General features: G+C 69.7%; 25 protein-coding genes and 2 tRNA genes. 9 read left to right on the forward strand and 18 right to left on the reverse strand.

Translation table 11 applies throughout. The features are described from left to right. Nucleotides 1–45 precede the first annotated feature (45 nt). A complete protein-coding gene (locus tag ABT129_RS17715) occupies nt 46–1,410 on the reverse strand; it encodes a tyrosine-type recombinase/integrase (protein ID WP_351901849.1) in 1,365 nt (454 codons plus the stop codon). After that, nucleotides 1,407–1,613, reverse strand: coding sequence for a helix-turn-helix transcriptional regulator (locus ABT129_RS17720; protein WP_351901851.1), 207 nt, complete (start codon nt 1,611–1,613; stop codon nt 1,407–1,409). The genes ABT129_RS17715 and ABT129_RS17720 overlap by 4 nt, the downstream gene beginning before the upstream one ends. A gap of 538 nt (nt 1,614–2,151) precedes the next feature. Between ABT129_RS17720 and ABT129_RS17725 the strand changes: the two genes are divergently transcribed. Further along, nucleotides 2,152–2,415 carry a hypothetical protein gene (locus ABT129_RS17725; protein ID WP_351901853.1) on the forward strand — a complete coding sequence of 88 codons (264 nt, stop codon included), beginning with the start codon at nt 2,152–2,154 and terminating at the stop codon, nt 2,413–2,415. A 19-nt stretch (nt 2,416–2,434) separates the two neighbouring features. Here the strand turns inward: ABT129_RS17725 and ABT129_RS17730 are convergent, their stop codons facing one another. From ABT129_RS17730 to ABT129_RS17785, 12 genes are all read right to left on the reverse strand, one after another. Beyond that, on the reverse strand, nt 2,435–3,910 hold the full coding sequence (locus ABT129_RS17730; RefSeq protein WP_351901855.1) for an AICE element replication initiation protein: 1,476 nt from the start codon (nt 3,908–3,910) through the stop codon (nt 2,435–2,437). Nucleotide 3,911: 1 nt separating this feature from the next. Continuing rightward, nucleotides 3,912–4,760 (reverse strand): bifunctional DNA primase/polymerase, encoded by an 849-nt coding sequence (locus ABT129_RS17735; RefSeq protein WP_351901857.1) that lies wholly within the window; start codon nt 4,758–4,760, stop codon nt 3,912–3,914. Next, nucleotides 4,757–5,485, reverse strand: a complete 729-nt coding sequence (locus ABT129_RS17740) for a DNA cytosine methyltransferase (RefSeq protein WP_351901859.1) — start codon at nt 5,483–5,485, stop codon at nt 4,757–4,759. The genes ABT129_RS17735 and ABT129_RS17740 overlap by 4 nt, the downstream gene beginning before the upstream one ends. Nucleotides 5,486–5,576: 91 nt before the next feature. Next, nucleotides 5,577–5,765: a hypothetical protein gene (locus ABT129_RS17745; RefSeq protein WP_351901861.1), complete on the reverse strand. Its 189-nt coding sequence runs from the start codon at nt 5,763–5,765 to the stop codon at nt 5,577–5,579. A 206-nt stretch (nt 5,766–5,971) separates the two neighbouring features. After that, nucleotides 5,972–8,095: an FtsK/SpoIIIE domain-containing protein gene (locus ABT129_RS17750; RefSeq protein WP_351901863.1), complete on the reverse strand. Its 2,124-nt coding sequence runs from the start codon at nt 8,093–8,095 to the stop codon at nt 5,972–5,974. A 90-nt stretch (nt 8,096–8,185) separates the two neighbouring features. Beyond that, nucleotides 8,186–8,386 (reverse strand): DUF6257 family protein, encoded by a 201-nt coding sequence (locus ABT129_RS17755; protein ID WP_351901865.1) that lies wholly within the window; start codon nt 8,384–8,386, stop codon nt 8,186–8,188. A 79-nt stretch (nt 8,387–8,465) separates the two neighbouring features. Next, the gene (locus ABT129_RS17760; protein ID WP_351901867.1) at nt 8,466–8,849 is read right to left on the reverse strand and encodes a DUF6251 family protein; all 384 of its coding nucleotides are present in this window, start codon (nt 8,847–8,849) and stop codon (nt 8,466–8,468) included. Next, complete coding sequence (locus tag ABT129_RS17765; RefSeq protein ID WP_351901869.1) at nt 8,846–9,118, reverse strand: hypothetical protein; 273 nt, start codon at nt 9,116–9,118, stop codon at nt 8,846–8,848. Before ABT129_RS17765 ends, ABT129_RS17760 begins: the two co-directional genes overlap by 4 nt. Continuing rightward, entirely contained in the window at nt 9,115–9,462 is a 348-nt protein-coding gene (locus ABT129_RS17770; RefSeq protein ID WP_351901871.1) for an RRQRL motif-containing zinc-binding protein, read from the reverse strand. The genes ABT129_RS17765 and ABT129_RS17770 overlap by 4 nt, the downstream gene beginning before the upstream one ends. Further along, the gene (locus ABT129_RS17775; RefSeq protein WP_351901873.1) at nt 9,459–10,334 is read right to left on the reverse strand and encodes a protein spdB; all 876 of its coding nucleotides are present in this window, start codon (nt 10,332–10,334) and stop codon (nt 9,459–9,461) included. Before ABT129_RS17775 ends, ABT129_RS17770 begins: the two co-directional genes overlap by 4 nt. 40 nt (nt 10,335–10,374) lie before the next feature. After that, the gene (locus tag ABT129_RS17780; RefSeq protein WP_351901875.1) at nt 10,375–10,563 is read right to left on the reverse strand and encodes a hypothetical protein; all 189 of its coding nucleotides are present in this window, start codon (nt 10,561–10,563) and stop codon (nt 10,375–10,377) included. Further along, entirely contained in the window at nt 10,560–10,826 is a 267-nt protein-coding gene (locus ABT129_RS17785; protein WP_351901877.1) for a DUF6284 family protein, read from the reverse strand. The genes ABT129_RS17780 and ABT129_RS17785 overlap by 4 nt, the downstream gene beginning before the upstream one ends. A 627-nt stretch (nt 10,827–11,453) precedes the next feature. Here ABT129_RS17785 and ABT129_RS17790 point away from each other — a divergent pair. Then, nucleotides 11,454–12,242 carry a GntR family transcriptional regulator gene (locus tag ABT129_RS17790; RefSeq protein ID WP_351901879.1) on the forward strand — a complete coding sequence of 263 codons (789 nt, stop codon included), beginning with the start codon at nt 11,454–11,456 and terminating at the stop codon, nt 12,240–12,242. Next, nucleotides 12,239–12,889: a YdcF family protein gene (locus ABT129_RS17795; RefSeq protein WP_351901881.1), complete on the forward strand. Its 651-nt coding sequence runs from the start codon at nt 12,239–12,241 to the stop codon at nt 12,887–12,889. Before ABT129_RS17790 ends, ABT129_RS17795 begins: the two co-directional genes overlap by 4 nt. Before the next feature lie 167 nt (nt 12,890–13,056). Here ABT129_RS17795 and ABT129_RS17800 read toward each other — a convergent pair whose 3' ends face one another. From ABT129_RS17800 to ABT129_RS17815, 4 genes are all read right to left on the reverse strand, one after another. Beyond that, a complete protein-coding gene (locus ABT129_RS17800; protein ID WP_351901883.1) occupies nt 13,057–13,845 on the reverse strand; it encodes a hypothetical protein in 789 nt (262 codons plus the stop codon). Nucleotides 13,846–14,124: 279 nt separating this feature from the next. Next, nucleotides 14,125–14,985: a DUF4365 domain-containing protein gene (locus tag ABT129_RS17805; RefSeq protein ID WP_351901885.1), complete on the reverse strand. Its 861-nt coding sequence runs from the start codon at nt 14,983–14,985 to the stop codon at nt 14,125–14,127. A 405-nt stretch (nt 14,986–15,390) separates the two neighbouring features. Continuing rightward, nucleotides 15,391–16,047, reverse strand: a complete 657-nt coding sequence (locus ABT129_RS17810) for an NAD(P)H-binding protein (RefSeq protein WP_351901887.1) — start codon at nt 16,045–16,047, stop codon at nt 15,391–15,393. Nucleotides 16,048–16,049: 2 nt separating this feature from the next. After that, entirely contained in the window at nt 16,050–17,330 is a 1,281-nt protein-coding gene (locus ABT129_RS17815) for an amidohydrolase family protein (RefSeq protein ID WP_351901889.1), read from the reverse strand. A 205-nt stretch (nt 17,331–17,535) separates the two neighbouring features. On the opposite strand from ABT129_RS17815, the gene ABT129_RS17820 reads away from it, so the two are divergent. The 6 genes from ABT129_RS17820 to ABT129_RS17845 all read left to right on the forward strand — a co-directional run bounded on the left by ABT129_RS17820 (nt 17,536) and on the right by ABT129_RS17845 (nt 20,059). Next, a tRNA-Thr gene (locus ABT129_RS17820) sits at nt 17,536–17,608 on the forward strand. Nucleotides 17,609–17,652: 44 nt separating this feature from the next. Continuing rightward, nucleotides 17,653–17,725: transfer RNA gene (locus tag ABT129_RS17825), tRNA-Met, on the forward strand. A gap of 89 nt (nt 17,726–17,814) precedes the next feature. Next, on the forward strand, nt 17,815–17,979 hold the full coding sequence (rpmG, locus tag ABT129_RS17830) for a 50S ribosomal protein L33 (protein WP_003956487.1): 165 nt from the start codon (nt 17,815–17,817) through the stop codon (nt 17,977–17,979). 82 nt (nt 17,980–18,061) lie between these two features. Beyond that, on the forward strand, nt 18,062–18,514 hold the full coding sequence (locus ABT129_RS17835) for an FAS1-like dehydratase domain-containing protein (RefSeq protein ID WP_351901891.1): 453 nt from the start codon (nt 18,062–18,064) through the stop codon (nt 18,512–18,514). Between the two features lie 2 nt (nt 18,515–18,516). Next, nucleotides 18,517–18,945: a MaoC family dehydratase gene (locus ABT129_RS17840; RefSeq protein ID WP_351901893.1), complete on the forward strand. Its 429-nt coding sequence runs from the start codon at nt 18,517–18,519 to the stop codon at nt 18,943–18,945. A gap of 37 nt (nt 18,946–18,982) precedes the next feature. Then, a complete protein-coding gene (locus tag ABT129_RS17845; protein ID WP_351902012.1) occupies nt 18,983–20,059 on the forward strand; it encodes a UDP-N-acetylmuramate dehydrogenase in 1,077 nt (358 codons plus the stop codon). Nucleotides 20,060–20,066 lie beyond the last annotated feature (7 nt).

The raw sequence follows: 20,066 nt of genomic DNA on the forward strand, positions 1-20,066 counted from the left end.
TGAGCGGCTGCGACCGGGGCGCCGGTCAACGGCCGGCGGCGACGCTCACCGGTGCTGGTTCAGCCGGGCGGAGATCTTGGCGTTCGCGGCCTCGTCGCCCCCCTTGAGGAACTTCGCGTACACGCGGAAGAGGACTCCCACCGAGTGCCCGGCCCGCTGGGCGACAAGCTGCGGCTCGACACCGGAGCTGAGCCAGGTGGAGACGGCCGCGTGACGAAGGTCATACGGCCGCTTGGCCAGTTTCGTTTCGCGCTCCGAAGGGGTCAGGACGTCCTCGCGGGCGCCTGCCCAGACCTCCCCATATCCACTCTCCTGGACCATGCCGCCCCGGGCGGTCCGGAACAGTCGGCCGTCGGCATGGGTGCCGTACAGGGTGACGTGCCACCGGAGCATCGAGACCAGCTCGGGCGGGATCGGCACGTAGCGGACCGTCTTCCGGGTGCGGTGCTTCAGGCCGCGCCGGTCGTGAGCCTCACCCGTGTCCGTCCACGAGCTGCCCGAGCGCGCCCGACTCTCCCGGAGTCGGACGAGACCCCAACCGCGCCGGGGGAGGTCGCAGTCCTGGAGGCGTAGTCCGACCAGCTCCCCGGGACGGCCGGCGGAGTAGTACATGCACCCGAAGAACGCCTCCAGGTGTCGCCCGCGGCTGCCCTGCTTCCGCACGCCGGCGAGGAGGGCAGCGGCCTGCTCGGGGTCCGGCACGGCTTCCGGGTCCACCTCCTCCTCGACCTTCTCGGGCGCCTTCCACTTGATCGCCGGGATCGGGTTCTCGGCCAGCAGCTCGGCGTCGACGGCGATCCCAAGGGCCTGGTGGAAGATGGCCCGCTTGCGGGCGATGACCGACCCGGCGGAGGTCCTGCCGTCCAGGCGCCGGGTGCAGGCGTCCAGGGCCCGGCGAACGAGGATCCGATCGGCGAGGGAAGACGTGGGGACGGACTTCCGCTCCACCCAGGCGAGCAGTGCGGCCACGTCCTCCGGGGTCTCCTCCTTCCACCGGTTCACGTTGAAGCCCCAGGTGTAGAGCGCGCGGCGCACGGCCTTGTGGTCCGCCATGCCCTTCGTGTCCTTCAGGAGCGCGAGCGTCACGGTGGCCATAGCCTCGGCCAGGTTCCGGCGTGTGGAGGCGGGGGAGTGGTCCCACTTCATCTCGACGTAGTTCCTGGCGTGCTGGTACCAGGAGATGTCCTTGGCCTTCTGGACCATGGACTTCGGCAGGCCGCTGTCGACGTCCCAGGGCTCACCCTCGCGGGTCGCGGTGATGAACTGCGCGCGGCGGCTCTCCGCGAGTCCGAGCGTCAGGAAGGACTCGGAGTGCGGCTTCGTGTCGACCTGCCAACGGAGTTGGTACGGCTTGCGGTACGGCCGCTTGCGGATGCTCCAGATCCGCACGGTGTAGCTCCAGTTGGTCACACGGTCTCCAGTTCGTTCAGGAAGGCGTCGAGCACGCTGCGCCGGATGCGCAGGTGCCCGTTGGGGAGGCGCTTCACCTCGGGGCCGTAACCGCGGTTGCGCCAGCGGTAGTAGGTGGCTCGGGTGATGCCGATCTCGGCGAGGACGTCGGTCAGGGGGAGCCACTCGTCGACGGGCTGACGGCGGCGGACGGGGCGGGCCATCGGGTCTCCCTCTACGGAGTCGGGCGAGCGAATGTGTCCGAGGTGGTGATCTCTGCGTCACCCCGTCATCAGCGTCATTTGGGCCGTTGACCTGTGGGTTTGGGTGACACAAGGCGCGGAGTGCTGTGTCACCGGTGACGGAGCCAACCGTCATCTGGTGACGCGAGTGACGAAGGGTGACGCAGACTTTGGGGCTCTGCGTCACCCTTGTTGATGCAGGTCAGGCCCGGTTTTCTGGGCCGCCGTGACGCAGGTGACGCAGCGTCTTCCTACTTAGGAAAAAGGCGGGCTCTGTGTCAGTTGTCGGGCGCGCCTTCGAGCGTGAATGGGGAGCCGCGAAGCGGCCCGCCTCTTGGGCGGCGGCGAGCCGCCGAAGAGCAAGAGGAGCACCCGCGCGCGATGGGGCGGGGGTGCTCCTCTTGCCTGTGCGGTGAGCCATACAGGCGCCCGGGGTGGGTCGCGGCACGCCCGTGGGCGGCCGGCTGCCTCGTGGATATTGCCGAGAGGTCACCGTGGGCCTGCTCGTAGTGTGAGCAGCATGTTTAGTTACGGTGTTGAAGACTTGGGCTGGGAGCTCATCGGGTGGGATGGTGACGAGGTCGAGGCCCATGTCATCAGGCTGACGTGGGACGAGATCCTGGGGCTCAACACGCTCTTCCCGGAGCGTGGGGAGGACGAGCTCCTCGCCACCGCCGTGTACCCGGTCGCGCCTGAGCGCTACGCGGCCATGCGGGCCGCAGTCCCTCGGCTGGAGTTCAGGCCTGGCCTTGATTACCAGCTCGGTGGATTCCGCCTGTCGTAGCTCCGGCGACGGGCGCGGCCTAGAGCAGTTCCTGCTGTTCGTCGGTCGGGGACTTGGGGCGGGTCATCTCGATGTAGCGGGCGGTGCGGGTGCGACCCCAGTCGACGAGGACGCCGCGGGCGGCGAGAACGGGCTGGAGGCGCTTGAGACGGTCGGAGAGGACCTTTCCGGTGGTGGGCCACCCCTTGGGCAGGGGCCGGAACTCACCCTCCCCGGTGTAGAGCTGGGTGAGCGCGTGCAGCCACTCGGACGACGTCATCCGCACGTCGGTACCGGGTTCGACGCCGGCGGCGTGCTTGAGGACGGTCTGGGCCAGCAGGTCACCCTCGATGACGTCGTCGTTGAGGTCGTCCAGACTCGCCCGGTAGGCGTCCAGCGCGCCCAGGCTGGTGGCGGCGTCGAGCTGCGCGCACAGGTGGGCGAAGTCGGCCATGCGCAGGTCGGTCGGGATGTCCGCGTCCGTGGCGCGGACCTTGACCGTGAGGTCGAGCAGGGACCCGAGGATGACGGGCAGGACCTCCTCGAACTCCGCCCACAACTCCGCTTCCGTCCGCCGCACTCGCGGGCGCTCCAGACGCAGCGGGAGGAGCCGTTCGGCGAGGTCGGGGCGGATGACGCCGACGTCGATCCCGGTCAGCAGCAACGGCCGGCGGTATCGGCTACGGACGACGTCGCCGTCGGTGAACAGGGCGCGCTTGATGGTCTCGGCGCCGGTGACGATGCAGCACATGAGGTCGGAGAGGTCGGGGCCGAGGTGGGAGAGGTTGTCCAGGGCGGTGACCCATCCGGCGGCGACGGCGGTGATCAGGTTTTCCTCGTCCTTCGGGGCCCGCCGGAGGTCGCCGCTCATGCCCTCGATGATCCGCACGAGCATCCGGCCGGCGGTGGACTTCCCCGCGCCCTGGGGGCCGGTGAGGAAGGGGGCCGGGACCGGGGCGGACGGCCCCAGGCAGCCGACCAGCCACGCGAGAGCCAGACTCTCGCCCTGCGCGCTGGCGAAGTTGCACAGCCGCATGAGCAGGTCGATGCCCTTGCCGTCGGTGTCCTTGACCGGCAGCGGCATCTCACCGGTGAGCTGGGTGCGCCGCCAGCAGACCTCTCGCGGGTCGGGGATGGTGATGTCCCAGCCGTTGGGGTGGATGCGGACGGACTTCCCGTCGTCCCGGCCCAGGTCCAGCCACGTGGCGCCGTCGAAGCCGGGGGCTACGCGGATGTGGGTGGGCTGTACGTCCTCGGTGAGCGCGAGCGCTTCGATCAAGTCCAACGCCTCCTTCAGGGCCGTGCCGTTGAATACGCCGAACCCGTCGCGGAACAGGCCGACCATGAGTTCCTGCCGGTGGCTTCCCGTCGTCCCCTGCGAGCGGATCGGGCGGGCGACGGGGTGGCCGTTCTTCTGCGCGTAGACGGTGCCGTCGACGGTCCGGAAGTACCGGAAGTGCTCCTGCGCGTAGTCGGTGATGACCTGGCGTGCGGGGTTCTTCTCGTCCTCGGACATGTCACATCCCCAGTGCCGTGGCGGCGTTGGACCAGGCGTCCGCGCAGTGCCGGGAGGACTCCCCCCGGGTCTGCGCGGCGGTGAACAACCGGCCGATGTGCGTCTCGGTGAGGCAGCCGCACCGGCCGTGCGCGGAGAGCACCGCGAGGAACGTCCGGTACACGGTCGCGTGGACCGCGCTGGCCGCGTTGGCGATGCGGTCCTCCGCCATGGCGATTCCACGCTCCAGGTAGGCGGGCGACCGGTGCGGGCACCTCCCGCCACCGGCGGGGGCGGGCACAGTGACGGGACGCGCCGACGGGCGGGCCACGGCGGGCTTCCTCGCGGCCAGGGCGCGGACGACGTCCGGGAGGGCGGTCATGTCGCCGGTGCCGGGTCCGCGCCACCGTACGTAGGACTGGGTGGACTTAAGGTCGACTCCGTCGCGGACGTGGTTCACGGAGCGCGTGGTGCCGCTGTAGATCCAGTGCTCGCCGCGTGTGGTGGCGACGGTGCGGGTCGGGGGGAGGGTGATGCGGGCCCAGTCGACGGCGGCGGCGTGGTCGAGGTCGACCACGGTCACCCCGGCACCGCCGGGGTGGTAGGCGACGGCCCCGGCACGCCGCCACGCGGCCTCCCAGGGGGCCGAGGAGAGGACGGCCGGGTCGGTGGTGGCGGCGGCCCAGCCGTGGCAGGGACGCGGGCACTGGCACGGTCCGGGGGTCTTCATGTTCGGCCGTCCGCCGCACGCGTTGCCGGTGCAGTCCGGGCAGTTGCCGAACGGGCCCTTGTCGGCCCGCAGCGGCATCACCGGCAGACCGCCGGCGGCGAGCGCGAGGGCCGTGGACCGGGCGTCTCGTCCGAGGATCATGCCGCCACCTCCAGACGGCTCCGGGTGAGGAACGCGGCGCCGATCCACTGGCTGTAGGCCGGCGGGATGGCCTCGGTGAGTTCCTCGCGGACGGCGGTCCAGTCGATGCCCATCGCGGTCTGCAGCTCGGGGACGCTCGGCTTCCCGCCGCCGTTGCCGTAGGCGGCGACGTAAGGGCCGTCGAAGAACGCACCGTGCCGCCACCCCCGCACCCTGCCCCGATGGGGGACGTGCGCGGGTCGGATGACCGTCCAGCGGCCGAGTTCGAAGTTCCGGTGCCTCAGCACACCCAATCCGAACTGTTCGCCGCACAGGGTCAGGTCCTTGCGGATCTCCGCGCGGCCGTTGGGCTGCTCGATGACGTACGGGAGGCCGGTCGCGTCGAGCAGTTCGCGGGTCGGCGGGACCAGGTCGACGTGGGTCCCGCCCCAGCCCCGGGACCGGTTGGTTCCCACGGTCAGCGCGCATCCGGCCTGGCAGGGCGGCGAGGAGTGGACGAACGCGAACCGCTCGATCTCACCGGACGCGATCAGGGCGGCGAGGTACTCCAGCGCGTCGCCCTGGTGGAAGGTGAAGGGGTAGTTGGGGCGGGGGCGGATGTCGACGCCGACGACGTCGAATCCGGCCCGCTGGTAGCCGGTCGCCGCGCCGCCGGCGCAGCAGAACAGGTCCAGCAGCAACGGCCGGGCGGCGCGCTCTCGCGGGATCGGGGTGGGTTGGGTCATGCTGGGTGTCTCCAGTTCATCGTGAGTGGTCTGGATGTGAGGGCGGCCCCGGCTTTGCCGAGACGGGGGCCGCCCTTCTTGCTGTCGTGGGTCAGAGGTTGGTGACGGTCTCGATGAGCGAGGCCGCCAGGGTGTTGATGGGCTTGGCGGCGCCGGTGGAGGCGAGGAAGAAGCCGAACCCGGCGGCGATGAAGGCGGCTCCGGCGCCGAGGGTGCGGGAGCGGAGCAGGAAGAACAGGACGAGTCCGAAGAGGGCGACGAGCGAGACGGTGATGGCCACGAGTAGGGGTCTCCGTTCGGCTGGTGTGGGGCGGTCAGGGAGGGAGGCAGGGGATGGCCCGGAAGGGGCGTCTGGAGGGGGGTTTCAGGGCCCTGAGCTGGGGCGCCTCCCTGCCTCCCTGAACAGGTGTTTGCGCAGGTGGGGGCCAGGGAGGCGGGTCAGGGAGGTGGTCAGGGAGTTCTCCCTGTCTCCCTGTCGCCTCCCTGCTACTCGGCGGCGGATTCCGGGGTGTCCTCGGCGCGCTCGGCGAGGGCTTGGGCGACTCGTCCGGCGTCGACGACCATGCGTCCGTCGGACTTGCGGGGCGGGGCGCCGGCCGCTTCGAGGACCTGGCGGAGGTCGGAGAACGTCCACTCCCGGTACTCGCCCGGGTTGGCGGCGGCGAGACGGCGGAGGACTTCCTGGGTGAGCGTCTTCGACTCGTTGCCGAGGACGGCGGCGATGTCGGCGAGCGCGTCCGCCGCTTCGGCGGACGGCTCGACGGCGGCCAGGGTGGTGACCCCGTCGCGCAGGTCCCTGGCCCGCTGCGCGATGACGGCGGCGGCGTCGGTGTCGATGAAGTGGGTGCGGACCGTGATGGACGCCTGCCCGGCGGGGATCTTGATCCCGTCGGACGCGACAACGACGGTGCCTTTGTCGAGTCCCTGGCGGAGCAGGTGCGGGGCGGCGCCGCCGTCGACGGCCTTGTCACCCAGCGCCATGCGGGCCTGCGACTCGGTGCCCAGCGCGAGGGAGACGCGGGTGTGGGCGCCTTCGCGGACCAGCTTGGGCAGGTTCTGATCCGTCGGGTCCTGCGTGCCCTCATGCAGCAGCACGTCCACGGCCCTGCCCTGGTTGTGAATCTTGCGGGCGGCCATGAAGTACCGGGACGTGGCCTTCGACCCGCCATACGGCCGCTTGTCCTTGCCGACGGCGGGGCACATGAACGCGACCTGCGCCTCATCCACGATGCCGATCAGCGGGTCGAACTTCGTCCCGGGCGGGGCCTGGAGACGGCGTTCCATCTCTGCCACCAGGCCTTCGGCCATCTTGGTCGCGTCGATGACGTGCTCATCGGTCGGGCCCTGGATCAGGACGGTCGCGATGCCGTCGAACATGGCCCAGTCACCGGCGCCCTTGAGGTCGGCGATCCGGAACTCCACCCGGCGGTCGAGAGCGAGCCAGAGGGCGAGCGCGCGCAGGGCGGCGGTCTTGCCCTGGTTCGACAGGCCCGTGATCAGCAGGTGCCGCTGAAACAGGCTGATGGTGGCCGCGTCCCCGCGCAGGTCCAGGCCCCACGGGGCGCGGCCCTTGGCGTAGTCGGCGGTCATGCTCGTGTCCGTGACCAGCGGCGAGGGGCCGATCGGTTCGTCGAGCGCGCCGGAGTCGGCGATCCAGAGGCGGACCGTGCGGGCCGCTTCGGGGATCGTGATGAACACCTCGTGCTCGTGGCGGGCCAGGTTCTCGGCGAGCTTCTTACGGCGGGTCTGCACCTCGGCGGTGGTGACACCGGAGGGCAGGGTGACGTCGACCTCGACCCCGCATCCGGCGATGCGGATCGGGCCGAGCATTGCCGCACCGGCGTCGCCCATCTCCTTGATCGCATTGCGGAGCGGGGCGATGCCGAGGTCCCGCAGCGCGGTGACCACGATGGACGGGGTGATCGGCGCTCCGGCGTCGTCCGTCCGCTGGCGGTCGGGGAGGGCCCACTGCGGGGCGGTGGCCCGCTGGCGCCCGACGGCCCACAGTCCGGCGAGCGCGAGGAACGGCCCGACGACCATCAGCGGGCCCCACACCATCTGCACGATGACCACGAGCAGGCGGATGAGTTCGATCAGGGCCATGAGCGGGGTGAAGACGTCGCCGGGGTCCTTGGTGGCGATGGCGAGGGCGATCCCGATGGCGATGAGTCCGCCGATGCCGCCGGCCGCGCCGATCGCGGCACTCTTCGCGGCGTCCTGCGGGGCGGTGAGCAGGTCCATGCGCCGCTTGTGCCGCTCGGTGCGGAAGCGGTGCAGCCGCTCCTCCCACTCTCCGGCCGCCTCGTAGTTTCCCGCGGCTTCCGCCGCACGCAGGAGGCGTTCGTAGCGGGCGCCGGTCCGGCCGTCCCACGCCCGGCGGGCGGTCACGCGGGTGCCGCCGAGGACGTAGGCGCCGTGCCGGACGGTCAGGCGGGCCGCCTGACGGGTCTTCTCGTGCTTGACCGCGCCGACCACGGCACGGGACGTGCGGACGAACACCCGCACCGGGCGGGGACGCTGGGAGGGTTCCGGCACCACCGTGAGCGGCACGGCCGGGGTGGGCGTTTCGGTTGCCGGGTCCTTGAACAGGCGGACCACGTTGTCGGTCATGCTGGGGGTACTCCTGCCGCTCGAAAGGGTGGAGGGATGGGCCCGGGGCGGTCGGGATGCTTGGCGGCTGTCGGCCGCCCCGGGGCACAGCTACTTCTTGGCGTTCTTCTCGGCGCGCTCGCGGGCGCCGTCCAAGAGGCGGTCGACCTTCTTCTTCAGGTCGCCCTGGTAGACGGTCTCTCCGGCGAGTCCCCGCTTGGCCATGCGGCCGATGTACCAGGCGAACTTGGCCTTCTCGCCGGTGGTGAGCGGGGGGTGCTTCGGGTCGTACTCGGTGTTCTTGCTGGCCATGACGCGGTCCCTCTCCGGGGCCGGGACTGTCCCGGCTCCCCTCACCGCCCGGTACAGGGCCGGGCGGATCGGGCAGCCGTCAGCGGCGGCGCTTGCGCGTCTTGGCCAGGGTCTTGGCGGCGGCCTTGCCGTCCGGGCCGCCGACCGACTTCACGACGGACACGACCCCCCACGCCAGGACGGCGGCGAGGAACGCGAGCAGGGCGAGGTTGGCGGCGATCGCGGTGAGCGCGCCGACGAGGAGGGGGCCGAAGTAGACCCCGGCGGCGACCGTGCCGGCGCCGATGCCGGAGCCGAGCGCGATCCGCTGGACGGTGCGGTCCGGCGGCGCGTGGTGGATGTGCTGGTGGACCACCTGCGGCACCGGCGCGGTGGGCTGGATCGGGGCGGGGAGGTGGTCGGCGTAGGTGTAGGTGCCGTCCGGGAGCTGCACGACCCGGACCGGTTCGGGAGGGTGGTTCACGGCCTCTCCCCGATGAGTGCGGAGGTCGGGATGCTGACGATCTGGATGGAGTGGTCGACGCCCTTCCAGGAGCCCACGAGGTAGGCGTAGAAGACGTGGACGCTGTTTCCGTCGCGGTCGGTGGTCTGGTGGCCCTGCGTGTCCCTGGCGACCTTGCGGGACGAGTCGACGTGCCACAGGGCGTGGTCGACGGGGATGTCGAGGGCCACGACGTGGGTCGTGGCGCTGTCGGTGAAGTGGGTCAGGATGTGGAGCGTGGCCTCGTTCATGAATGGCCTCCGTCGGTGGTGGTGTCGGGGTAGGCGAAGGGGGAGCACATGCCGAGCGAGGTCGGGATGCGGTATCCGGCGTCCCGCCCGCACTGCGGGCAGAGGCGGCGGGCGGCGTTGGCCCGTTCCAGGGCCGCCCACCGGGCCGGGGTCATCGGCCGGACCGGGCGAGCGAGGTCGACCCGGTAGAGGAAGGCGACCAGCGGTTCCCATCGGCGGCGGGGGCGTTCGAGCTGGGCCACGACCGGCTGACCGGCCGGTCGCAGACCCGGTTCCCGGAGCTGCCGGAACGTCGCCAGCCCCTCAGGAGCCAGACGCCAGCGGTACACCGGGAGCGCACTCACGGGGCGGTGGCGGTGCTGGTGGTGACGCGTCGCCAGGCGGCCCGGAGGCGGGTCTCGCTTGCCTGGTGTCCGGCGGCGCGGAAGCGGAGGGAGAGTTCGCGGTAGGACAGGGGCGGGGTCTGGCTGGTGTGGAGTTCGGAGACGATGCGGTCGAGTTCGGCATCGCTCAGGGCCGGAGCGTCCAGGGCGGGGACGGGCTCGTAGGGGCCCCAGATGGGGAGTTCCCAGCGGGGCTGTGCCCCGGGTGTGACGCGGTCCGTCACGCAGGTCAGAGCCCGTGCGGTGCCCTCGCCCTGCCGGGCCGCCTCCAGCGTCGACCACGCCCCGGACAGCCGCTCGGCGGTCCGTGCCTGGACGCGTGCGACGCGTGACCCGGTCTCCGTCACGGCCGTCAGCCGCGTCTCCTCCGTGCCCGCCTGCGCCCGCAGCCGGGCACGGGCCACGGCCGCCTCGTCCCGGGCCTCCTGCTGGATGCCCCGGATCGCGTCGAGCGCGACCGGGGTGAGCGCGGTGCGCTCCCACATGCCGTGCACGAGCCACAGCGCCTTGGCCCCGAGCGGGAGCCAGGAAACCGCGAGCCACGCGCCGGTGGCGTCCTCGGTGAGCGCGTGAGCGACCAGGACCCCGGTCGCGACGAGACCGAACGCCCAGCCAACCGCGGTGACGGGGGTGGAGTGGTCGCCCTGTGCGGCGAGGCGGCGTTCGTAGGCGAGGGTGGCCAGCCATCCGCCGTCGAGCCCGAGCCCGACCACGAGGGCGATCTGCCACGGCATCGAGCCGCCGAGCCACATCACCACCACGGCCAGGGTCAGGACCATGGACACGACCGTCATGGCGACCGCCGGGGCGGCGGTCGCAACCTGCTTGCTCATCCCGCCACCGCCTCGGGCAGGTGCGGGTTGGTGGGGCGGGTCATCGCTCCTCACCCGCCTTGGCGAACTCCTCGTACCGGTCGGCGCGGTAAAGGAGGCGGGCGACGGCGATCACGCCGAACCCGGCGATCGCACCGATCAAGAGGACGTCCCGGTTGCCGATGACCTGGCCCCAGACCTCGACCGCGGCGCACAGGGCGATCAGGAGCCAGTAGGTGAGGCGGTTCACGCGGCACCGCCCGACTGCGCCAGGCCGGCGCGGTTGGTCAGGTCGCGGCGCTCTGCGAGGACCCGGTGACGGGCCCTCCGGATGCGCCGCTCGTCCAGCACGGTGGCCGGACGGTCGAGCGTCATGATCTCCGCGTCGAGCAGGTCGACCTCCGCCAGAATCAGCGGCATCTCCAGCTCAACTACGTCCAGCTCCGCGTCCGACGGCTCACCGTCGAACGCCAGGGCCCCGCTCGTGGCGGGGAGTGTGATGATGGGCTGCATGGGGTGTGTTCCTCTCAGACAGGAACGGCCCGAACCGAAGCCCCGGTGTTCCCGCACCGGGGCTTCTTGCCGTTTGGAACCATCCGGCTCCCCTCAACCCCGCCCGTCCGGGCCCCGCAAGCGGGGCCCGGACGGGCGGAGGAGGCAACCGGCCGCAGCTGGAAGGCTGCGGAAGCCAGGTGGCACAGTGGGCGAGACCTCCGCCGTCAGTCCGTCGGAGGTCGCGCCCAGGGTCTTCGTTGCTTCACGTCGGCCTCCGTGAATGGAGCGGACATGGAGGTGTGGAGTGGTCGCGATCTCTGCCCTTGTCTCACCGCACGTGGACGACTCCTCGTCAGCCCGAAGGGCGACCCGGAGCAAGGTGCTTACTGTTCGTGCGGCAGGGCCTGCGGCTTGTCGCAGATGCCTGTTGTTCTGTGTGTCCACTGTTGAGTTCTCAAGCCAGCAAGTCGCTTCCTTCGAGCCGTCTCACGAGCTCTCCGGGCGTCGGGAGCAGCCCAAAGAAGGCCCTCCCACCCTTCGCTGTCCCAGGACTGCGAGGCGCTTGAGAAGACCATGGCGCACAGTCCTAGGACTGTCAACAGTCCTAGGACTGTGTTTGACTTGAGAGAGTCGAGAGGAGTTCGCGTGGCACCGAAGTGGCGGGAACTGGCGGACAAGCTGGCGGAGCAGATCAAGCACGGTGACTACGCTCCGGGCGATCGGCTTCCGCAGATCAGGGAGCTTGTGGAGGCGGGTGAAGGGTCCAAGGCCACCGTTCATGCGGCCTACAAGGCACTGGAAGCGGAGGGCCTGGTCACGTCATCCCGAGGGCACGGAACCGTTGTGCGTGAGCGCGCTCCGTTGAAGCGACTCGGTATCACGCGCTACGACAAGGCGAAGTGGCGTGACGGAGACGAGGTGGCGTTCATCGCCGACCGTGTCGCCTCCGGCCGGGCGTTCAAGCGCAACGAGCAGACCCAGTCGGTCAGCCGCGTGCCGGCGCCGGCCGCTGTCGCGGCGGCGCACGGTCTCCCTGAGGGGGCCGACGTATACGCCCGGGCTCGACTGGTGAAGGAAGGCGACCAGCCGACGCACACGCTGACCAGCTACTACCGACCCGAACATGTGGAGGGGACGAGGATCGTCGACCCGACCCCAGGGCCTGCCGGCAAGGGCGGCGGATTCCGTGTCCTCTACGACGCTGGCTACGAGATCGACCACATGCGGGAGGAGCTGTTCGCCCGAGCGGCCAAGCCTGAGGAGGCCGATCAGCTCAAGCTCATGCCGGGGGAGTGGGTCGTGGAGCTCCACCGGACCACGTACACGGCGGACGGAACTGTCGTGGAGTTCGCCATCGGCGTCCACGCTGCCACACGGTTCGCGTGGGCTTACGACTTCAAGGTGCCCGACTCGGCCACCGAGGAGAGTCCGTGATCTCTGCGCAGAACTGGAGCGATGCCCACAGGTTGTGGGACTTCCAGCAGATGGGCCACGAACCGCGGCCTTGTTCGGTGGGCATCGGTCTGGGCAGCCACGACCTCGGCGTGGCTGACGCGACCGTGGACCTCTACCGCCGGGGCATGTTCCCGCTGGTGGTCTTCACCGGTGCCACGAGCCGCACCACCGAAGGGCGGATGCCCAAGGGGGAGGCCGAGCACTACCGGGAGCGGGCGCTGGAACTCGGGGTGCCGGCACCAGCGATCCTTGTCGAGCCGAATGCCAGGAACACAGGCGAGAACATCCGCTTCTCCCGGTCCTTGCTCGGCAGCCATGGGATTCAGGTGTCGTCGATCCTCCTCATCAGCAAGCCGTACGAGGAGCGGCGTGCGTACGCGACCGCCCGCAAGCTGTGGCCCGACGTCGACGTCGTAAGCGCCTCCACGGACATGCGGTTGGAGGAGTACGTTGACTCGATCGGTGATCCTCGCCTCGTCCTGGACATGTTGGTCGGGGCTCAGCAGCGGTTGCTCCTCTATCCCGAGCGGGGATTCACGATTGCTCAAGACGTCCCTGAGGTCGTTGCTGCGGCCTACGAGCGGCTACGTTGCGCCGGGTTCGTCAGTCGGCTCATGGCGGAGTGAAGGCGCCCGAGGCCGCAGACGGCCAAGTAGGAGCGGCTTGCCGAGGTTGAGTTCGACGGCACCCCGGTCAAGTTGTGGAAAAGTTCTGAGAGGTCGATCAGAATGACGGGAGCTCGGCAAGACAGCTGAAATTTGACCGCTACCAGGCTTTATGTGACCTCTTGCCGCTATCCTCTCGACGGGGCGCGGTGAATTGCGAAACGCCACCCCGTGTTGCGGTATCCCTTACTTTCGCGCGACGTCCGCTGCCTCCCGCGGCCCGGGACGGGGAAGGTCAAGTCGTAGAGTTCACCTTGGTTCGCTACTTCTGAGAGGCCGCTGCCCTTCGCGAACTGTGCAAGTAGCTTGTCATCGGTCCGGATCGTCGCCCCCTCGCATCGAGCCGTGGCGAGAATTAGCATGTCGTTAAGGCTGTTACGGAAGTCGGATTTGAAGGTTACCCCGTCGTCGGTCGCGCGCCTCAGGAGAGAAAAAGCCCCAGAGACGCTTTCCGTATTCACCGGGATACAGTTCACCTTACAGTTCACCAGGAATTCAAAGTTGTGAATGAGCGTCTTTCGCTCCCCCTTCGGTAGATGCCTGATGGACTCTTCGTAAACTTTCCGATTGGCTGTCTTGATGAGCCATGAGATTCCTGCATGCCCATACTCAATCAATGATGGGTACTCATTGTTGAAGTCCATCATGACGCGATCGGTTGAATTCTTGAAAAGAGGTCTATCGGTGGGGCGGTCAGTGCCGTGAATGGCTCGTCCGCTGAGGTACCTGTCTCGATGTTCCGGGGAGAGTCCTTGTGGAGGGGGAGTGAAGTATCGGGCACCCCCTTTCGGTATGTCGCGCACGCGGAGAAGCTCCTGGGCGATCGTCGACGTGATGGAAAAGTCTGAGGGTAGCGACTCCTTCAAGGCGCCTTTGATTGCGTAAGAGATAATTTGAGTGTCGACGATAAGCTGCACGAAAATCCTCCCGATCAACATCTTCCGAAGGGGGTTTCTATTAGGTGTCCCGTAGTGAGCCTCGGGGGTCCTGTTGGCTCGTTGTCTCCTCGGTTGTCCGGTGCACTCTGCCAGGTCAGCCCGATGGGAAGAGTCGCACCAAGTCGGCTCAGTTCTCCTCGTTCGCCTTGGTATTGACGGCGTGGACCGGCGTCCCGTATTCCTCCTGCCGGGATGGAGGGATCCGCTCTTTTCGTGGCGAGAGTTGGAGGAGCCAGGCCTGAGGCGGGTGTGCATAGTTTAGTGAAGATCCGCCCATCTCAAGGCTTCGGTTACTGCCGAGTCCAGTGACCTCCCTGCTCCGCTCCCTAGCCATTCGACAACGAACACGGGAGCGCGTCTTCCTTCAGAATGCGTCTGGCGAAGACTTCCTGGAAGCCGTTCGATACCCGTGTAGAAAATGACGAGCGGAAGGATGCTGCCGCGGTAGCCCTCTAGGGCCCTCTTGACTCCGGCTGGTGATCCGGGGAGGGCGATATGGACACCCGCGTCGCGGTCTCTGTAGCCCCCTCTGGTCTCGTCGAGCACCCAGAGAGTTATGTCCCAAAGGTTGTCATCGAACCTGTCCCGTTCGACGACGGCACCACGTACCTTCTGGCTCAAGCGGGCGGAGACAAGGTGCTCGAAGTAGGCCTCGCGCTGCGGGAGGCCTACGGGGGGTGAGGCTGCCCAGTCTTCGAGGGCAGGCGCTTCGGATGCGGATCGGGCTAGCGGTTGAAGTGCCTTTTTGGAAGCGCCGAGAAGCTTCTGGCTGCGGGGTACGTGGATCTTTGCCCCCTTCCCCGTTACCTGCACAGTTTGACGGCTGACGTGCTGCCAGTAGACGATCTTTTCCTCCGGGTGATAGATCATCACAACAACCGGAAGAGAATGCCCCAGCCAGTACGACGTGTGGTCGGCACTGCAAGTGAACCACCAGCCATCCTCGGTGGCCTTCTGGAAGTAGCTGAGGCCTGCCTTAATCTGGACGCCAATGAGTTGCCCTGTAGCATTCGAGGTGTCGACGATTTCTATCTGGGCGTCAATCCCGAAGTCCGACGTTTCCTGGGCGCGGAAAATCCATCCCAATTCTTCATGCACGAGATGGTCAATCCACGACATGCCAGAGTGCTCGACGCGGTGCGTGGGATTTACCCGCATATCCGTCCCTCCCAGGTGCCCCAGACGCTACCTCGGTGACCGGGCCGCATGCTGTGGGACTCAAGAACCCGTCAGCGTCGCCTTGCCGAGGTGGTCATGGCGTCGACCAGGTGGGGTGGCACTCTGTTGGGGCGTTGGTGGTGACGCTTGGCGCCTCGCGGCCACTCTCTGGACGTGCCGCGGACGGAGAGCTCGGCCTTGCGCCCCTGATATGGACCCTGCGCAGGTCAACTGCGGTGCTGAGGTGCGATCGTCAGGAGTCTGTAAATCCGTCGGCTTAGCCTACCCAGGTTCGAATCCTGGCGTCGCCACGCGATACGGAAGGTCCCCGGTGCTTGCACCGGGGACCTTCTCGCGTTGTCCGGGTCAGTTTCCGGCCACGTCCTTCACCGCCACCGAGAGCGGCGTCGAGCCCGCGATCAGTTCCAGCGTCAGGCCGGCCGTCGCCGGGGTGTCCAGGAGTTCCGCGAGGGTCGCGGCCACGTCGTCGCGCGGGACCGGCCCGCGGCCCGTGCGGGCCTCCAGGCGGACCAGACCGGTACCCGCGTCGTTCGTGAGGCTGCCGGGGCGCAGGATCGTCCAGTCCAGGGCCGTACGCGAGCGGACCTCGTCGTCGGCCGCGCCCTTGGCGCGCAGATAGACGTCGAAGACCTCGTCGCCCGGGTGGGTCGCGTCCGCGCCCATCGAGGAGACGACGAGGTAGCGGCGCACGCCCGCCCGTACCGCCGCGTCGGCGAACAGCACCGCCGCCGCGCGGTCCACCGTGTCCTTGCGGTCCACGGTGCTCCCGGGGCCCGCGCCCGCCGCGAAGACCGCCGCGTCGGCGCCCTGCAGCACCGCGGCGACCATCTCCACCGACGCCGACTCCAGGTCCAGGACGACGGGTTCCGCCCCCGCGTCCCGCAGGTCTCCCGCCTGCTCCGGTCTGCGGATGATCCCCGCGACCTCGTGCCCGCCCGCCGAGAGCAGCCTCTCCAGGCGCAGGGCGATCTGTCCGTGTCCTCCAGCGATGACGATGCGCATACTCACGACCGTACGACGGGACCGGCCGGAGGGCTTCCCGGCTCGGGCGGCCGCTCCGGGCGCGCCTGGCGCGGCAGATCGAGCGCCGCCGCCGAGTCGCAGTACTCCCGCACCGCGCTCGTTCGGGCCACCACCCGGCCCCGGTGCACCACGATCCGGCTGTACGCCAGGGACAGCACGCCCGCCAGGCGCTCACCCCGCACCGCGAGCAGCTCCGCCGGGAAACCGGCCTCCACCCGCACCTCCGGCAGCCCCATCGCGGCCCGCGCCTCCGCGCTCACCGCCGCGTACGCCTCCTCGGGCGGCAGCCCGCCCAGCGAGGCGAGCAGGTACGCCGCCTCCAGCGGATCGCCGCGCCCCACCGGATTGGCCACGTCCCGCAGCGCCCCGCTGCCGGCCGCGACCCGCACCCCGGCCGCCCGCAGCAGCCGCACCGGCGCCGCCCCGCGCCGCTCGGTTCCCCCGCAGCCACCCTGCGGCAGACACACCACCGTCACCCCGGCCGCCGCCAGACCGTCCGCCGTCCGCCGCGCCGCGTCGGCGGGGAGCCGCCCGAGCCCCGCGCACGGTCCGATCGTCACCCCGGGCCGCAGCCCGCCGGCCATCGCCGCGAGCCGGGCCAGCCGGGCCGGGTCGTCCCCGTCCGTGTGCAGGTCGACCGGGACGCCGTGCTCGGCCGCGACCTCCAGGACCGCCTCCACGTATCCGGCCGGGTCCGGGTCGAGGTCCGGACAGCCGCCGACCACTCCGGCGCCCATCTTCACCGCGTCCCGCAACATCGCCAGTCCGTCCGCTCCGGCCACCCCGGTGAGCAGCCGGGGCACCGCGACCGCGGTCAGGTCCACCAGGCCGCGCAGCGAGCGCCGGGCCTGGAGGACGGCTTCGAGCGGGCCGAGCGCGTGCACGTCGCCGATCCGCACGTGCGCGCGTTGCGCGGTCGAGCCGTGGCCGAGCTGGAGCAGCGCCGCCTCGGTGGCCCGGCGCTGCACGTCCTCGGGGGCGTACGAGACGGGCCCGGGGGAGTCGGCGGAGAGCGCGGTGTCGGCGTGGGCGTGGGGTTCGGCGGCGGCGGGCAGCAGCAGATAGCCGGTGAGGTCCACGCGCGCGCCCACGGCGGTGAGGCTGCCGGCCGTGCCGACCGCCTCGATGCGGCCGCCGACGAGCCGGACGTCCACGGTCCGTCCGTCGGTGAGCCGCGCGTGGGAGAGCAGCAGCGAGGTCGAGTCGGCGGTGGTGGCGGCCCCGTCGTCGGGCGGCTGGGGCTGCTTGCTTTCGGCTGACACGGGGCTCCTCAAGGCTCCTCAAGATCAAGATCACGCAGCGTGGGCCGAGCCTAGGGGCGCTCGCCCCGAGCTTCGAGGAGGAGCGCAATAGTCGTACCGATGAGGCCACGAGTGGCGTACGTGACGCCTGGTGAGGACCGTCGGGCGGGGCCCGCGAAACGGATTTGGGCGATGGGCCGGGGACCGTGTAATGTCTTCCTCGCTCGCCCCAATAGCTCAGTCGGTAGAGCGTCTCCATGGTAAGGAGAAGGTCTACGGTTCGATTCCGTATTGGGGCTCTGGTGAGAAGGAACCCACCCTCGGGTGGGATCCGGATCATCAAAGCGGTGTAGCTCAGTCGGTAGAGCAAGCGGCTCATAATCGCTGTGTCACCGGTTCAAGTCCGGTCACCGCTACACACGGTAGCCGATTGCGGGGTCGGTCCTTCGATCGGCTACCCTTTTATGCGTTCATCCGTCCCACCGTCCGTCCAAGGAGCACTCACGTGGCTGCCACCGACGTCCGCCCGAAGATCACGCTGGCCTGCGTGGAGTGCAAGGAGCGGAACTACATCACCAAGAAGAACCGGCGTAACAACCCGGACCGTCTTGAGATGAAGAAGCACTGCCCTCGCTGCAACTCTCACACGGCGCACCGCGAGACGCGCTAATCAGGCTCGTACACGAGGCCGTCCCCACCCGGGGGCGGCCTCGTGTCGTTTGTCGGCAACAAATCCAGGAGGTATCGAGTCCATGGCGCTCGACCAGTCCTTCGTGGGTCGGACCTATCCGCCCACCCCGCCCTACGAGGTCGGCCGCGAGAAGATCCGCGAGTTCGCCGAGGCGATCGGCGACGCCAATCCCGCGTACACCGACATCGAGGCGGCCAAGGCGCTCGGGCATTCCGATGTGATCGCCCCGCCCACCTTCGTGTTCGCCATCACGTTCAAGGCGGCCGGCGCCGTGATCGAGGACCCGCAGCTGGGCCTCGACTACAGCCGGGTCGTCCACGGCGACCAGAAGTTCGCCTACACCCGGCCGGTACGCGCCGGGGACCGGCTCTCGGTCACCTCCACCATCGAGGCGATCAAGTCCATGGCGGGCAACGACATCCTGGACATCCGCGGCGAGGTCCACGACGCCTCCGGCGAGCACGTCGTGACCGCCTGGACCAAGCTCGTCTCCCGCGCACCCGAGGGGGCCTGACCATGACCGCGAAGATCAGCTACGACGAGGTCGAGGTCGGCACCGAGCTGCCCGCGCAGACCTTTCCCGTGACGCGCGCCACGCTCGTCCGGTACGCCGGCGCCTCCGGGGACTTCAACCCCATCCACTGGAACGAGAAGTTCGCGGTGGAGGTCGGCCTCCCCGACGTCATCGCCCACGGCATGTTCACCATGGCCGAGGCGATCCGCGTCGTCACCGACTGGGCCGGCGACCCCGCCGCCGTCGTCGAGTACGGCGTCCGCTTCACCAGGCCCGTCGTCGTCCCCAACGACGACCTCGGCGCCACCGTCGAGGTCAGCGCCAAGGTCGCCGCCAAGCTGGACGACCAGCGGGTGCGGGTCGACCTCATCGCCATGTGCGCCGGGCAGAAGGTGCTCGGGATGAGCCGGGCCGTGGTCGCGCTCGCCTGACGCCGACGGGAGTACTTATCCATTGCGTGCGCAATGGATAAGTACTCTTGAGCGCGTGCAGCCTCTCCACGACGCCCCCCTCGCGCCCCTGACCACCTTCCGGCTCGGCGGTCCCGCCACCCGGCTGGTCACCGCCACCACCGACGACGAGGTGGTCGCGGCCGTCCGCGAGGCCGACGCCGCGGGGACGCCGCTGCTGATCATCGGCGGCGGCTCCAACCTCGTCATCGGGGACAAGGGCTTCGACGGCACCGCGCTGCGGATCGCCACCACCGGCTTCTCCCTCGACGGGACCCGGCTGGAGCTCGCCGCCGGCGAGGTCTGGACCGATGCCGTCGCCCGGACCGTCGAGGCCGGACTCGCCGGGATCGAGTGCCTGGCCGGCATCCCCGGTTCGGCCGGTGCGACACCGATCCAGAACGTCGGCGCGTACGGCCAGGACGTCTCCGCCACCGTGACCGAGGTCGTCGCCTACGACCGGCGCACCGAGGAGACCGTCACCCTCACCAACGCCGAGTGCGCCTTCTCGTACCGGCACAGCCTCTTCAAGGACCACCCCGAGCGGTACGTGGTGCTGCGGGTCCGCTTCGAGCTGGAGGACGCGGACGGGCTGTCCGCCCCGATCAAGTACGCGGAGACCGCCCGGACCCTCGGCGTCGAGGCCGGCGAGCGGGTGCCGCTCGCGAAGGCCCGTGAGACCGTCCTCGCGCTGCGCGCCGGCAAGGGCATGGTCCTGGACCCGGAGGACCACGACACCTGGTCCGCGGGCTCCTTCTTCACCAACCCGATCCTCACGGCGGCGGAGTACGACGACTTCCTCGCGCGCGTGGCCGGGCGGCTCGGCGCGGACGTCACCCCGCCGGCCTTCCCCGCGGGCGGGGACGGCGCGGTGAAGACCTCCGCCGCCTGGCTGATCGACCGGGCCGGGTTCACCAAGGGGTACGGCTCCGGGCCCGCGCGGATCTCCACCAAGCACACGCTCGCCCTGACCAACCGGGGCGAGGCGACCACCGAGGACCTGCTCGCGCTCGCCCGCGAGGTCGTCGCCGGGGTCCACGAGGCCTTCGGGATCACCCTCGTCAACGAGCCCGTCACGGTGGGCGTCGCGCTCTGACGGACGT

It is taken from the genome of Streptomyces sp. NPDC002057 (assembly GCF_040296665.1).
In the GTDB taxonomy this organism is placed as follows: domain Bacteria; phylum Actinomycetota; class Actinomycetes; order Streptomycetales; family Streptomycetaceae; genus Streptomyces.

Excerpts from the sequence above, each read along its gene's own strand:
- ABT129_RS17840 (WP_351901893.1), top strand. The coding sequence starts at position 18,517 with ATGACCGCGAAGATCAGCTACGACGAGGTCGAGGTCGGCACCGAGCTG.
- ABT129_RS17725 (WP_351901853.1), top strand. The coding sequence starts at position 2,152 with ATGTTTAGTTACGGTGTTGAAGACTTGGGCTGGGAGCTCATCGGGTGG.
- ABT129_RS17805 (WP_351901885.1), bottom strand. The coding sequence starts at position 14,985 with ATGTCGTGGATTGACCATCTCGTGCATGAAGAATTGGGATGGATTTTC.
- ABT129_RS17750 (WP_351901863.1), bottom strand. The coding sequence starts at position 8,095 with ATGACCGACAACGTGGTCCGCCTGTTCAAGGACCCGGCAACCGAAACG.
- ABT129_RS17735 (WP_351901857.1), bottom strand. The coding sequence starts at position 4,760 with ATGATCCTCGGACGAGACGCCCGGTCCACGGCCCTCGCGCTCGCCGCC.
- ABT129_RS17810 (WP_351901887.1), bottom strand. The coding sequence starts at position 16,047 with ATGCGCATCGTCATCGCTGGAGGACACGGACAGATCGCCCTGCGCCTG.
- ABT129_RS17740 (WP_351901859.1), bottom strand. The coding sequence starts at position 5,485 with ATGACCCAACCCACCCCGATCCCGCGAGAGCGCGCCGCCCGGCCGTTG.
- ABT129_RS17720 (WP_351901851.1), bottom strand. The coding sequence starts at position 1,613 with ATGGCCCGCCCCGTCCGCCGCCGTCAGCCCGTCGACGAGTGGCTCCCC.
- ABT129_RS17785 (WP_351901877.1), bottom strand. The coding sequence starts at position 10,826 with ATGCAGCCCATCATCACACTCCCCGCCACGAGCGGGGCCCTGGCGTTC.
- ABT129_RS17775 (WP_351901873.1), bottom strand. The coding sequence starts at position 10,334 with ATGAGCAAGCAGGTTGCGACCGCCGCCCCGGCGGTCGCCATGACGGTC.
- ABT129_RS17765 (WP_351901869.1), bottom strand. The coding sequence starts at position 9,118 with ATGAACGAGGCCACGCTCCACATCCTGACCCACTTCACCGACAGCGCC.
- ABT129_RS17730 (WP_351901855.1), bottom strand. The coding sequence starts at position 3,910 with ATGTCCGAGGACGAGAAGAACCCCGCACGCCAGGTCATCACCGACTAC.
- ABT129_RS17755 (WP_351901865.1), bottom strand. The coding sequence starts at position 8,386 with ATGGCCAGCAAGAACACCGAGTACGACCCGAAGCACCCCCCGCTCACC.
- ABT129_RS17835 (WP_351901891.1), top strand. The coding sequence starts at position 18,062 with ATGGCGCTCGACCAGTCCTTCGTGGGTCGGACCTATCCGCCCACCCCG.